Here is a 12,038-nt window from a genome sequence, read left to right on the forward strand (position 1 = left end):
GAAAGTCAAAAGCCCCTCACCCTAACCCTCTCCCAGAGGGAGAGGGGACTGACCGAGGTGTCTCGCGTCATACACTGACCTGAAATACCTGATCGAACTCTGGCCTCAACGCTAGTACAAATCGGCTCCCTCTCCCTCGGGAGAGGGCTGGGGTGAGGGGGGAGCTACACCGCCGCTCTCAAACAAACCCAATAAAAAGGCGATCCTAACGGATCGCCTTTTTTGTGCCAGCCAGTTACTCAGTGCACCGTGAGAACAATCCCCACCCGCGTCAACCAGTCCGCCTCAAGCCCGAAATCCGCCTGGGTCAGCTGATTTTCATCCAGCCAGTTCTCCGGGAATTCCACATCGAGATGGTCGCCATTGGCATGCAGCGCCACCTGCGGCATCGCCTGGGTTCCGCGAATGTGATGGAACAGAATGGCGAACCGCAGCAGCACGCACAGGCGAATCAGTTTGATGCCGTCATCGCCGAATTCGGCGAACTTGTCCTTGGGAATATTGCGCCGGTGGCCACGCACCAATAGCGCGAGCATCTGCTGATCCTCGCGGGAGAAGCCTGCCAGATCGGAGTGCTCGATCAGGTAGGCACCGTGCTTGTGGTAGTGATAGTGAGCGATGTCGAGGCCGACTTCGTGCACTTTCGCCGCCCAGCCGAGCAGTTCGCGCCAGATACCGTCCTCCAGCTCCCAGTCCACGGCGACCTGATCGAACGCGTGCAGGGCCTTGCGTTCGACCCGCGCCGCTTGTTCCAGATCGACGTGATAGCGCTCCATCAGCGAGGTCAGGGTGCGTTCGCGCACGTCTTCGTGATGATGGCGGCCGAGCAGGTCGTAGAGCACGCCTTCACGCAGCGCGCCTTCGCAATGATCCATGCGTTGCAGTTCGAGGGCGTCGAAGATCGCTTCGAGAATCGCCAGGCCCGCCGGGAAGATCGCGCGGCGGTCAGGCTTGATGCCTTCAAAATCGATCTTGTCGGCGTCGCCCAGCTTGAACAGTTTGCGCTTGAGCCACGCCAGGCCTTCGGCGTTGACCTCACCGCTGCCGTGGCCGCCAGCCTTCAGGGCCAGGCCGATGGCGCGAATCGTACCGGAGGAGCCGATGGCTTCATCCCAAGTCAGGCGATGCAGGGCGTGCTCGATGCTCATGATCTCCAGGCGCGCCGCCGTGTAAGCCTGGGCGTAGCGCGCCGGGGTGATCTTGCCGTCCTTAAAGTAGCGCTGGGTGAAACTCACGCAGCCCATTTGCAGGCTTTCGCGCAGCAACGGCTCGAAGCGCTGGCCGATGATGAATTCGGTACTGCCGCCGCCGATATCGGCGACCAAACGTTTGCCCGGGGTATCAGCGAGTGTGTGCGAAACGCCCAGATAGATCAGACGCGCTTCTTCACGGCCGGAGATGACTTCTACCGTGTGGCCGAGGATTTCTTCGGCGCGGCGGATGAATTCGCCACGATTGCGCGCTTCACGCAGGGCGTTGGTGCCGACGATGCGCACGGCGCCGAGCGGCATACCGTTGATCAGTTGGGCAAAGCGCTTGAGGCAATCGAGGCCGCGCTGCATCGATTCTTCGTTGAGCTGGCGCGCGTCGTCGATGCCGGCGGCCAGTTGCACCTTCTCGCCGAGGCGCTCGAGGATGCGGATTTCGCCGTTCTGGGCCTTGGCCACGACCATGTGAAAGCTGTTGGAGCCCAGGTCGATTGCGGCGATCAGGGACAGATTCTTGGCTTGGGATTGCGGCATGGTCAGGGGGTCTCGGTCGATAACCCCGACATCGTGCCACGATCAAACGCTGGCGCCAACGCGCATGGTTCAAACCTGATCGTTCCTACGCTCTGCGTGGGAATGCAGCCCGGGACGCTCCGCGTCCCAAAAGCGGACGCAGAGCGTCCGGTGAGGCATTCCGACGCGGAGCGTGGGAACGATCAGGATGAGGCTGCTTCAGGCTGTCGCTTCCACCGTGCCAATAAAGTTCGCCAGCTCGGCCGTCTGCGGATTGGCAAACAACACCTTCGGATCGCCCACCTCATGCACCTTGCCATGGTGCATGAACACCAGTTTGTCGCCCACCTCTCGGGCAAAGCGCATCTCGTGGGTGACCATGATCAGCGTCATGCCTTCCTTGGCCAACTGCCGCACCACGCTGAGCACTTCATTGACCAGTTCCGGGTCCAGTGCCGAAGTGATTTCATCGCACAGCAGCACCTTCGGCGACATCGCCAAAGCCCGGGCAATCGCCACCCGCTGTTGCTGCCCGCCGGACAGGCGATCCGGAAAGGCATCGAATTTCTCCCCGAGCCCGACTCGCTCGAGCATTTCCCGCGCCAGTTCGGCAGCCTTGGCCTTGGGTACTTTCTGCACCACTTGTGGCGCGAGCATGACGTTCTCCCCGACGGTCAGGTGCGGGAACAGGTTGAACTGCTGGAAGACCATGCCGACCTTCTGTCGCAGGCTGCGCAGATCAGCGCGGGCGGCGTCGAGGTATTCGCCGTCGACTTCGATCACGCCGTCGTTGATCGACTCCAGGCCGTTGAGTGTGCGCAACAGAGTCGATTTGCCCGAGCCGCTGCGGCCGATGATCGCCACGACCTGACCTTCCTCGACGCTGAGGTCGATGCCTTTGAGTACGTGGTGATCGCCGTAATATTTATGCAGGGCGGAAATTCTAAGCAGAGGCATGCAGTCTCCTTTCCAGGTAGCGCGCACTGAGGGACAAGGGGTAGCAGAGCAGGAAGTAGCCGAGGGCGACGAGGCCGTAGACCATGAACGGTTCGAACGTGGCGTTGGCGAGCATGCCGCCGGTCTTGGTCAGTTCGGTGAAGCCGATGATCGAGGTCACCGCTGTGCCTTTGACCACTTGCACCGAGAAGCCCACGGTCGGCGCCACGGCGATGCGCAGCGCTTGCGGCAGAATCACGTAGCGCAATTGCTCCAGCGGATTGAGCGCCAGGCTCGACGAAGCTTCCCACTGCCCGTGGGGAATGGCCTCGACGCAGCCGCGCCAGATCTCTGCCAGATAGGCGCTGGTGAACAAGGTCAAAGCGATCGCGGCGGCCATCCACGGCGAAATCTCGATCCCGGCCAGCGCCACACCGAAGAACACCAGAAACAGCTGCATCAACAGCGGCGTGCCCTGAAACAGCTCGATCCAAGTGCGGGCGATGCTGCTGGGCAGTGTGTTCTTGGAGATGCGCATCACCAGAATCAGCAGGCCGACGAGGCCGCCGCCAATGAACGCCACCAGCGACAGCGCCAGCGTCCATTGGAGGCCGGTGAGCAGGTTGCGCAGGATGTCCCAGAAAGTGAAATCGCTCATTGGCTGCTCCTCGCAATGAACCGCCGGCCGAACCAGTTGAGCAATTGGCGGATCAGCAGCGCCATGCACAGGTAGATCAGGGTGGTCAGCGCGTAGGTTTCAAAGGCGCGGAAGTTGCGTGACTGAATGAAGTTGGCGGCGAAGCTCAATTCTTCCGTGGCGATCTGCGAACACACCGCCGAACCGAGCATGACGATGATGATCTGGCTGCTCAGCGCCGGCCAGACCTTGCCCAGCGCTGGCAGCAGGACGACGTGGCGGAACGCTTCGAAGCGGGTCATCGCCAGTGCCGCAGCCGCTTCCAGTTGCCCGCGCGGAATCGCCTGGATGCCGGCGCGGATGATTTCGGTCGAATAGGCGCCAAGGTTGATCACCATCGCCAGCACCGCCGCCTGCCACTCGGAGATCTGCATGCCGAGCGACGGCAGGCCGAAGAAGATGAAGAACAGTTGCACCAGAAACGGTGTGTTGCGGATCAACTCGACGTAGACGCCGAAGATCGCCGAGAACGGGCGGATCTGCCACGCCCGCACCAGCGCCCCGACAATGCCCACCCCGACCCCGAGCAGCGCGCCGATGGCGGTCAGCTCCAGCGTGAACAAAGCGCCGCGCAGCAGCAGGTCGGTGTTTTCCACCACCGGCAAAAAATCGAACTGATAAGCCATGAAGGTCTCCCGCGCAGTCGATCAGAGATCGGCCGGCAGCGGCTCTTTCAGCCAGGTCTGCGAGTTCTTTTCCAGTGCGCCGTCAGCCTTGGCGGTGTTGAGGATGTCGTTGACCTTGGCCAGCAGCGCCGCTTCGTTCTTGTTCACACCGACGTAGACCGGCGAATCCTTGAGCTTCACTTTCAGCGCCGGTACGCGCTTGGGGTTCTTCTCGCTGATGGCCACCATCACCACGTTGCCGCTGGCGATCAGATCGACCTGGCCTGCCAGATAAGCGGCGATGGTCGAGTTGTTGTCTTCGAAACGTTTGATGGTCACGCCTTCGGGGGCGACTTTGCTCAGCTCGATGTCTTCGATGGCGCCACGGGTGACGCTGATGGTCTTGCCCTTGAGGTCGTCGAGGCTGGTGATCGCAGCGTCTGGCGGACCGAACACGGCGAGGTAGAACGGCGCATAGGCGCGGGAAAAGTCGATGACCTTCTCACGCTCGGCGTTTTTGCCGAGGCTGGAAATCACCAGATCAACCTTGCCGGTGGTGAGGAACGGGATGCGGTTGGTGCTGTTGACCGGGGTCAGTTCGAGTTTGACCTTGAGTTGGTCGGCGAGCAGTTTCGCCGTGTCGATATCCAGGCCGCGCGGCTTCATGTCCGGGCCGACCGAGCCGAACGGCGGGAAGTCCTGGGGCACGGCGACTTTCAGCGTGCCGCGTTTGACCACGTCGTCCAGACCGTCGGCGTGAGCGGGGGCCTGGCACAGCAGCAGGCCGGCAAACAGGGAAGCGAGGAGGGCGCTGTAACGCTGGGTCATGGACAATCTCCGGATCGGCGGGAAGTGGTTGCTGCGATCGGACAGAGCATGGGCCGTGCCAACAGGCGGATTTCGCCCCGGCAGGCCGCAGTAGCAGCGGCTTCGTTCGGTCTTACTGGTCTGAACAGTCAACTCGGTTTTCGCACTGCGATGGCGCATCGGCTGCACGCGCCGAACCCCGCTGGGGCACGACTTGCCGGACTCGACGAATAGCTTTACAACTAGCCGCACCTTGGCCCTGACGCGTCCGCACATCATGAATTCGATCTCCCGCGCCGTACCCGAAGTGGCGCTGCAAGCGATCCGCAAACTGATCACCGAACAGGGCTTCGGCGCTGGCGATGCGTTGCCGTCGCAACGGGATCTGGCGCTGCAACTGGGCGTCAGCCGGGCATCGTTGCGTGAAGCGCTGTCGTCGCTCAGTGCACTGGGCGTGGTCAGCATTCAGCCGGGCAAAGGCGTGTTCGTACAGTCGCCGGTCGAATTGTCGCGCGGCGAAGCGCCGGGCTGGCCGTTCGCGGCGCAGGCATCGCCGCTGGATATCTTTCAATTGCGCTATGCGCTCGAAGGGTTTGCAGCAGGGTTGGCGGCGGTGACGTTGAGCACGTTCGATCTGGATGCGCTGGAAGACAACGTTGCGGCCATGCGCGAGCAATTGAAGCTTGGCGACTTTGAGGCAGCGGCGAAACTCGACTTCGAATTCCACCGGCGCATCCTTCTCGCCAGCGGCAATCAGGCGATGCTGAGCATCCTCACCGCCAGCGCCGAGATCTTTCTCGAGAGCCAGAAACTGCCGTTCATCCGCGCCGAGCGCGCCATGGAAACCTGGCAGGAACACCGCAAGATCCTCCGTGCCCTAGCCCGCCGTGCGTCGGGAGCAGCGCAAAAAGCCATGCAGGAACATGTGCGCAACGCCGCCCTGCGTACCGGAATCGCCTTCATCGCTCCCGCCACGGCGTGACTTGAGCTATACCCAAACTCATCAAGGGCCATAGCAACACTCAATCATCTGCGGCTTCCTGAACAAGGGAAGGGCGGCTATGATGGGCCACGTTTTTTTGCTTACAACCTGGAGAATTCCATGAGCAGCGATCTGATCAAACACGTTAGCGACGCTAGCTTCGAAGCCGACGTACTCAAGGCCGAAGGCGCTGTCCTGGTCGACTACTGGGCTGAATGGTGCGGCCCTTGCAAAATGATCGCACCGGTTCTGGACGAGATTGCCGAGACTTACAAAGGCAAGCTGACCGTCGCCAAACTGAACATCGACGAAAACCAGGAAACCCCGGCCAAGCATGGCGTGCGTGGTATCCCGACGCTGATGCTGTTCAAGAACGGCAACGTTGAAGCGACCAAGGTCGGCGCACTGTCGAAGTCGCAGCTGGCGGCGTTCCTCGACGCCAACATCTGAGCGTCGCACTAAAACGCTGAAAAAAAGCCCCGCAAATCGCGGGGCTTTTTGCGTATTCAGGGCTAGACGCTCCGAAACTCAGGTGGTACATTCGGCCCCGCACTGGTTTCTCCAATGCCCCCTGCTAGCCGTCGCCGACGCACTCCTTTTCGAATTAGTTCGCGATCCTGTCGCCTTCTCTGCGGCGCGGCCTCATTAAGCCAAAAGCTTAATTTCCCCCCCCCTCCATAAATGATTACGTCATTCCTATATGAATCTGACTGAACTCAAGCAAAAGCCGATTACCGAACTGCTCGAATTGGCCGAACAGATGGGCATAGAAAATATGGCCCGTTCGCGCAAGCAGGACGTGATTTTCTCCCTGCTGAAAAAGCACGCGAAAAGCGGCGAGGAAATCTCCGGTGATGGCGTGCTGGAGATTCTCCAGGACGGCTTCGGCTTCCTGCGCTCCGCAGACGCTTCCTACCTCGCCGGCCCTGACGACATCTACGTCTCGCCGAGCCAGATCCGCCGCTTCAACTTGCGCACCGGTGACACCATCGTTGGCAAGATCCGCCCTCCGAAGGAAGGCGAGCGGTATTTCGCCCTGCTCAAGGTCGACACGATCAACTTCGATCGTCCGGAGAACGCGAAAAACAAGATTCTCTTCGAGAACCTGACGCCGCTGTTCCCGACCGTGCGCATGAAGATGGAAGCCGGTAACGGTTCCACCGAAGATTTGACCGGTCGCGTGATCGACCTGTGCGCACCGATCGGCAAAGGCCAGCGTGGCCTGATCGTCGCACCGCCGAAAGCCGGTAAAACGATCATGCTGCAGAACATCGCAGCGAACATCGCCCGTAACAATCCTGAAGTTCACCTGATCGTGCTGTTGATCGACGAGCGTCCGGAAGAAGTGACCGAAATGCAGCGCACCGTGCGCGGCGAAGTGGTTGCCTCGACCTTCGACGAGCCGCCGACCCGTCACGTGCAGGTTGCTGAAATGGTGATCGAGAAGGCCAAGCGCCTGGTCGAACACAAGAAAGACGTGGTGATCCTGCTCGACTCCATCACTCGTCTGGCCCGTGCCTACAACACCGTGATCCCGAGCTCCGGCAAGGTATTGACCGGTGGTGTCGATGCCCACGCCCTCGAGAAGCCAAAACGCTTCTTCGGTGCCGCGCGTAACATCGAAGAAGGCGGCTCGCTGACCATTATCGCCACCGCGCTGGTTGAAACCGGCTCGAAGATGGACGAAGTGATCTACGAAGAGTTCAAGGGTACCGGCAACATGGAACTGCCTCTGGATCGCAAGATCGCCGAGAAGCGTGTGTTCCCGGCCATCAACATCAACCGCTCCGGCACCCGCCGCGAAGAGTTGCTGACCGCCGACGACGAACTGCAGCGCATGTGGATTCTGCGCAAGCTGCTGCACCCGATGGACGAAGTCGCCGCCATCGAGTTCCTGGTCGACAAGCTGAAAACGACCAAGACCAACGACGAGTTCTTCTTGTCGATGAAACGCAAGTAATACGCAGGCGTTTCAACAAAGGACGCTCCCGCGAGGGGGCGTTTTTTTTGCCCCGAAAAATCTCGCGGCCATCACAGATATCTGTTGATGGGCCGATTCTGCGGCGTCGGCAGCGCACTCCCGAGTTCAAGACCTGGCCCTTACCGGCAGCGCGCGGGCCACAATCGAGCAATCACGGGCTGCTGTTTGCCCCTCAGAGCAGGTAGGATGTACGCCTATTTTGAGGGTGCCATCGTCAATGAAATTCAAGGATCTTCGGGATTTCGTGCAGCAGCTTGAGCAGCGCGGAGAGTTGAAACGCATCCAGATTTCCGTCTCGCCGGTGCTGGAGATGACTGAGGTGTGCGACCGCACGCTGCGGGCCAAAGGCCCGGCATTGTTGTTCGAGAAGCCCACCGGTTACGACATTCCGGTGCTCGGTAATCTGTTCGGCACCCCCGAGCGCGTGGCCATGGGCATGGGCGCCGAGTCGGTCAGCGAGCTGCGCGAGATCGGCAAGCTGCTGGCCTTCCTCAAGGAGCCGGAGCCGCCGAAGGGCTTGAAGGACGCATGGTCGAAACTGCCGATCTTCCGCAAGATCATTTCGATGGCGCCGAAAGTGGTCAAAGACGCGGTATGCCAGGAAGTGGTCATCGAAGGCGACGACGTTGATCTGGCGATGTTGCCGGTGCAGACCTGCTGGCCCGGCGACGTCGGTCCGCTGATCACTTGGGGCCTGACGGTCACCAAAGGGCCGAACAAGGAACGCCAGAACCTCGGTATCTACCGCCAGCAAGTTATCGGCCGCAACAAGGTGATCATGCGCTGGCTCAGCCATCGTGGCGGTGCTCTCGACTTCCGCGAGTGGTGCGAGAAGCACCCGGGCGAGCCGTTCCCAGTGTCCGTGGCCCTTGGCGCCGATCCGGCAACGATTCTCGGTGCCGTGACGCCGGTGCCGGACAGCCTCTCCGAATATGCTTTCGCTGGGCTCTTGCGCGGTAACCGCACCGAACTGGTCAAGTGCAGGGGCAACGATCTGCAAGTGCCGGCCACCGCCGAAATCATCCTTGAAGGCGTGATTCATCCGGGCGAAATGGCCGATGAAGGCCCGTATGGCGACCACACCGGTTACTACAACGAAGTCGACAGCTTCCCGGTGTTCACCGTCGAGCGCATCACCCACAGGGTCAAACCTATCTATCACAGCACTTACACCGGCCGTCCGCCGGATGAGCCGGCGATTCTCGGCGTGGCGCTGAACGAAGTGTTCGTGCCGATCCTGCAGAAGCAGTTCCCGGAAATCACCGACTTCTACCTGCCGCCGGAAGGCTGCTCGTACCGCATGGCCGTGGTGACGATGAAGAAGTCGTATCCGGGGCATGCCAAGCGCGTGATGCTCGGCGTCTGGTCGTTTTTACGACAGTTCATGTACACCAAGTTCGTTATCGTCACTGACGACGATATCAACGCCCGCGACTGGAACGACGTGATCTGGGCCATCACCACGCGCATGGACCCCAAGCGCGATACGGTGATGATTGATAACACGCCGATCGACTATCTCGACTTCGCCTCGCCGATTTCCGGCCTGGGCTCGAAAATGGGCCTGGATGCCACCCACAAGTGGCCGGGCGAAACCACCCGCGAGTGGGGCCGCGTGATCGTCAAGGACGACGCTGTCACCCAACGGATCGATGCCATCTGGAATCAGTTAGGAATAGATTGATGCGTGTAACCCTGCAGCCTTCCGGAGCAGTGCTCGAGATACAGCCCGGTGAGCGGATTCTCGACGGTGCGCGGCGCCTTGGCTATGACTGCCCGCAAAGCTGCCGCAACGGCAATTGCCACGTGTGCGCGGCGCTACTGGTGGAGGGCCGCGTCGAGCAGGCCGGCAAAGTCCACGATCATGGCGAGTTCTACACCTGCATAGCCGCACCGCTGGAAGACTGCGTGCTGTTGTGGGATGGCGTGCTCGCGCTGGGTGAGCTGCCGGTGCGAAGCCTGTCGTGTCAGGTCATCGAGTGCCGCGAGGTCGGCGGCGACACCTGGCGCGTGCGTCTGCGGGCACCAGCAGGCAAGCCGCCGCGTTACCACGCCGGGCAGTACTTGATGATCGAGCGTGAGAACGGTGAGAAATCGGCGTTCTCCATGGCGTCGGCACCCCATGGCGGACGTGATCTGGAAATCCATGTGCTGGCGCGCGAAACCAGTGCGTTAAGCCTGATCGAGCAGTTGCAACGCAACCCGTTGGTGCGTGTCGAGCTGCCCTTTGGCGACACTCACCTTGCGGAGCTGCCCGACGGTCCGCTGGTGTTGATCGCCGCCGGCACCGGCATGGGCCAGATTCACAGTCTGATCGAACATTGCCGCGCCGAAGGCTTCAAGCATCCAGTGCATCTGTATTGGGGCGTACGCCGCCCGGAAGATTTTTATCAGATCGAGCACTGGGACGTATGGCTGAAGCTGCCCAATCTGTTCCTGCACAAAGTGGTCAGCGACCAGTGCGGCTGGGAAGGGCGCTGCGGGATGTTGCACGAGGCGGTTTGTGAGGATTTCCCTGATCTGAAACCGCTACATGTCTATGCCAGCGGGTCGCCGGCGATGGTCTACGGCACGCTGGACGCGCTGGTCGAAGCAGGAATGGATGCGCATCAGATGCGCGCCGACGTCTTCGCCTATGCGCCGCGCTTCTGAGACTTATAACTTGGTATATAGCCGATCGGTATTTATCTAATTAGGCAAATACCGCTAGGTTATATATCGATCAGGCAATTAAGCAGTGGCACTTAATTTGCCTTAAAACATATGTGCCTTATTGTTACAACGGTGCGTTCTATTAAGTAATTCTTCACCCGCGGGGAGCTGAACGCTATTCGCCATGAGCGCCATTGAAAACGCAATTCTGAACCTGGCTTACCCTCCGCGGCTCGATCTTGGGCCGCAGCTGACGCACGAACAACTTCTCGCTTCCATGCAATCGACCATGGCGCGCCACAAGGGCGGGCCGGTGTGGCTGTTCGCGTATGGTTCGCTGATCTGGCGCCCGGAATGCACGGCAGTCGAGCGCATGCGCGGTCGCGTGCATGGCTACCATCGTGGCTTGTACCTGTGGTCCCACGAGCATCGGGGTACGCCGGAAATGCCCGGCCTGGTGTTCGGTCTGGATCGCGGCGGCTCATGCAGTGGCTTTGCCTATCGCTTGCCGGAAGACCATCTTGACACCGCGCTGTATGCCCTGTGGAAACGCGAGATGCCGTTTCCCTCGTATCGCCCACACTGGCTCAATTGCCGGCTCGAAGATGGCTCTCAGGTGCAGGCCTTGGGATTCGTTCTGGAGCGTCACCTGCCGAGCTATGCCGGCAACCTGCCGGACCATGTGCTCAGCCAGGTGTTCGCCAGCGCCAGCGGGCGCTACGGCACCACTCGCGATTATGTCGAGCAGACCGCGCACGCCCTGCGCAGCCACGCCATGCCGGATCGAAATCTGGAGGCGCGGCTCAAGCGCTGTAAATCACACAGCGATCAGGCGACCGCTTCACGGCTCTGACTGGCGACTTGCTTGTGCCACAGCGTTGGCGCAAGGAAGGCCATCGCCAGCAGGCAAGCGCCGACCAGCAGCACGAAACCGCCATCCCAGCCGAAGTGGTCAACGGTGTAGCCCATCGCCGCACTGGCTGCGACCGAACCCCCCAGATAACCGAACAGACCGGTGAAGCCCGCTGCGGTACCTGCGGCTTTCTTCGGTGCCAGTTCCAGCGCTTGCAGACCGATCAGCATCACCGGGCCGTAGATCAGGAAGCCGATCGACAACAGGGCGATCATATCGACCATCGGGTTGCCGGCCGGATTCAGCCAGTACACCAGAGTCGCCACAGTCACCAGGGCCATGAACACCATGCCGGTCAGGCCACGGTTGCCACGGAAGATCTTGTCCGACATCCAGCCGCACAGCAGCGTGCCCGGGATGCCTGCCCACTCGTAGAAGAAATAGGCCCACGAGGTCTTATCCACAGTGAAGCCCTTGGCTTCCTTCAGGTACGTCGGCGCCCAGTCCAGCACGCCGTAGCGCAGCAAGTAGACGAAGACATTGGCCAGAGCGATGTACCAGAGCATTTTGTTGCGCAGCACGTATTTGACGAAGATTTCCTTGGCGCTGAATTCGTCTTCGTGGCTGGCGTCGTAGCCTTCCGGGTAATCGTTCTTGTACTGCTCGATCGGCGGCAGGCCGACTGATTGCGGGGTGTCACGCATGGTGATGAAGGCGAACACCGCTACGCCCAGTGCGACTGCTGCCGGGACGTAAAAGCCGCGTGCCAGTCGTTGAACAGGCCCATGCCGATCAGGAACAGCG

Annotated in this window: 11 protein-coding genes and 1 pseudogene; 6 read left to right on the plus strand and 6 right to left on the minus strand. The window is 60.7% G+C overall.

Annotated features, from left to right (window positions below):
• Positions 1-239: 239 nt before the first annotated feature.
• The 5 genes from ppx to OQK_RS12100 form a co-directional block, all read right to left on the minus strand.
• Positions 240-1,742, minus strand: a complete 1,503-nt coding sequence (ppx, locus tag OQK_RS12080) for an exopolyphosphatase (RefSeq protein ID WP_016772620.1) — start codon at positions 1,740-1,742, stop codon at positions 240-242.
• 198 nt (positions 1,743-1,940) lie between these two features.
• Positions 1,941-2,678, minus strand: coding sequence for an amino acid ABC transporter ATP-binding protein (locus tag OQK_RS12085; protein ID WP_007911148.1), 738 nt, complete (start codon positions 2,676-2,678; stop codon positions 1,941-1,943).
• Positions 2,665-3,315 carry an amino acid ABC transporter permease gene (locus OQK_RS12090; protein WP_016772621.1) on the minus strand — a complete coding sequence of 217 codons (651 nt, stop codon included), beginning with the start codon at positions 3,313-3,315 and terminating at the stop codon, positions 2,665-2,667. Before OQK_RS12090 ends, OQK_RS12085 begins: the two co-directional genes overlap by 14 nt.
• A complete protein-coding gene (locus OQK_RS12095; RefSeq protein WP_016772622.1) occupies positions 3,312-3,980 on the minus strand; it encodes an amino acid ABC transporter permease in 669 nt (222 codons plus the stop codon). Before OQK_RS12095 ends, OQK_RS12090 begins: the two co-directional genes overlap by 4 nt.
• Positions 3,981-4,001: 21 nt before the next feature.
• Positions 4,002-4,787, minus strand: a complete 786-nt coding sequence (locus tag OQK_RS12100) for a transporter substrate-binding domain-containing protein (protein ID WP_016772623.1) — start codon at positions 4,785-4,787, stop codon at positions 4,002-4,004.
• A gap of 256 nt (positions 4,788-5,043) precedes the next feature.
• Here OQK_RS12100 and OQK_RS12105 point away from each other — a divergent pair, with 256 nt between their 5' ends.
• From OQK_RS12105 to OQK_RS12130, 6 genes are all read left to right on the plus strand, one after another.
• Positions 5,044-5,748 carry a FadR/GntR family transcriptional regulator gene (locus OQK_RS12105; RefSeq protein WP_038861190.1) on the plus strand — a complete coding sequence of 235 codons (705 nt, stop codon included), beginning with the start codon at positions 5,044-5,046 and terminating at the stop codon, positions 5,746-5,748.
• 120 nt (positions 5,749-5,868) lie between these two features.
• Positions 5,869-6,198 (plus strand): thioredoxin TrxA, encoded by a 330-nt coding sequence (gene trxA, locus OQK_RS12110; RefSeq protein ID WP_003206727.1) that lies wholly within the window; start codon positions 5,869-5,871, stop codon positions 6,196-6,198.
• 250 nt (positions 6,199-6,448) lie between these two features.
• Positions 6,449-7,708 carry a transcription termination factor Rho gene (rho, locus tag OQK_RS12115; RefSeq protein WP_003229334.1) on the plus strand — a complete coding sequence of 420 codons (1,260 nt, stop codon included), beginning with the start codon at positions 6,449-6,451 and terminating at the stop codon, positions 7,706-7,708.
• Between the two features lie 238 nt (positions 7,709-7,946).
• The gene (gene ubiD / locus OQK_RS12120) at positions 7,947-9,413 is read left to right on the plus strand and encodes a 4-hydroxy-3-polyprenylbenzoate decarboxylase (protein WP_016772625.1); all 1,467 of its coding nucleotides are present in this window, start codon (positions 7,947-7,949) and stop codon (positions 9,411-9,413) included.
• On the plus strand, positions 9,413-10,381 hold the full coding sequence (locus OQK_RS12125; RefSeq protein ID WP_016772626.1) for a CDP-6-deoxy-delta-3,4-glucoseen reductase: 969 nt from the start codon (positions 9,413-9,415) through the stop codon (positions 10,379-10,381). The genes ubiD and OQK_RS12125 overlap by 1 nt, the downstream gene beginning before the upstream one ends.
• Before the next feature lie 184 nt (positions 10,382-10,565).
• Complete coding sequence (locus tag OQK_RS12130) at positions 10,566-11,234, plus strand: gamma-glutamylcyclotransferase (RefSeq protein ID WP_016772627.1); 669 nt, start codon at positions 10,566-10,568, stop codon at positions 11,232-11,234.
• On the opposite strand, the pseudogene OQK_RS12135 reads toward OQK_RS12130, so the two are convergent.
• Positions 11,210-12,038: pseudogene (locus OQK_RS12135) on the minus strand (MFS transporter); the annotation flags it as partial. The gene OQK_RS12130 and the pseudogene OQK_RS12135 sit on opposite strands and share 25 nt — an antisense overlap.

It is taken from the genome of Pseudomonas sp. R62, assembly GCF_000257605.1.
Lineage (GTDB): Bacteria > Pseudomonadota > Gammaproteobacteria > Pseudomonadales > Pseudomonadaceae > Aquipseudomonas > Aquipseudomonas atacamensis.

Excerpts from the sequence above, each read along its gene's own strand:
- ppx (WP_016772620.1), bottom strand. The coding sequence starts at position 1,742 with ATGCCGCAATCCCAAGCCAAGAATCTGTCCCTGATCGCCGCAATCGAC.
- OQK_RS12085 (WP_007911148.1), bottom strand. The coding sequence starts at position 2,678 with ATGCCTCTGCTTAGAATTTCCGCCCTGCATAAATATTACGGCGATCAC.
- OQK_RS12090 (WP_016772621.1), bottom strand. The coding sequence starts at position 3,315 with ATGAGCGATTTCACTTTCTGGGACATCCTGCGCAACCTGCTCACCGGC.
- OQK_RS12095 (WP_016772622.1), bottom strand. The coding sequence starts at position 3,980 with ATGGCTTATCAGTTCGATTTTTTGCCGGTGGTGGAAAACACCGACCTG.
- OQK_RS12100 (WP_016772623.1), bottom strand. The coding sequence starts at position 4,787 with ATGACCCAGCGTTACAGCGCCCTCCTCGCTTCCCTGTTTGCCGGCCTG.
- OQK_RS12105 (WP_038861190.1), top strand. The coding sequence starts at position 5,044 with ATGAATTCGATCTCCCGCGCCGTACCCGAAGTGGCGCTGCAAGCGATC.
- trxA (WP_003206727.1), top strand. The coding sequence starts at position 5,869 with ATGAGCAGCGATCTGATCAAACACGTTAGCGACGCTAGCTTCGAAGCC.
- rho (WP_003229334.1), top strand. The coding sequence starts at position 6,449 with ATGAATCTGACTGAACTCAAGCAAAAGCCGATTACCGAACTGCTCGAA.
- ubiD (WP_016772625.1), top strand. The coding sequence starts at position 7,947 with ATGAAATTCAAGGATCTTCGGGATTTCGTGCAGCAGCTTGAGCAGCGC.
- OQK_RS12125 (WP_016772626.1), top strand. The coding sequence starts at position 9,413 with ATGCGTGTAACCCTGCAGCCTTCCGGAGCAGTGCTCGAGATACAGCCC.
- OQK_RS12130 (WP_016772627.1), top strand. The coding sequence starts at position 10,566 with ATGAGCGCCATTGAAAACGCAATTCTGAACCTGGCTTACCCTCCGCGG.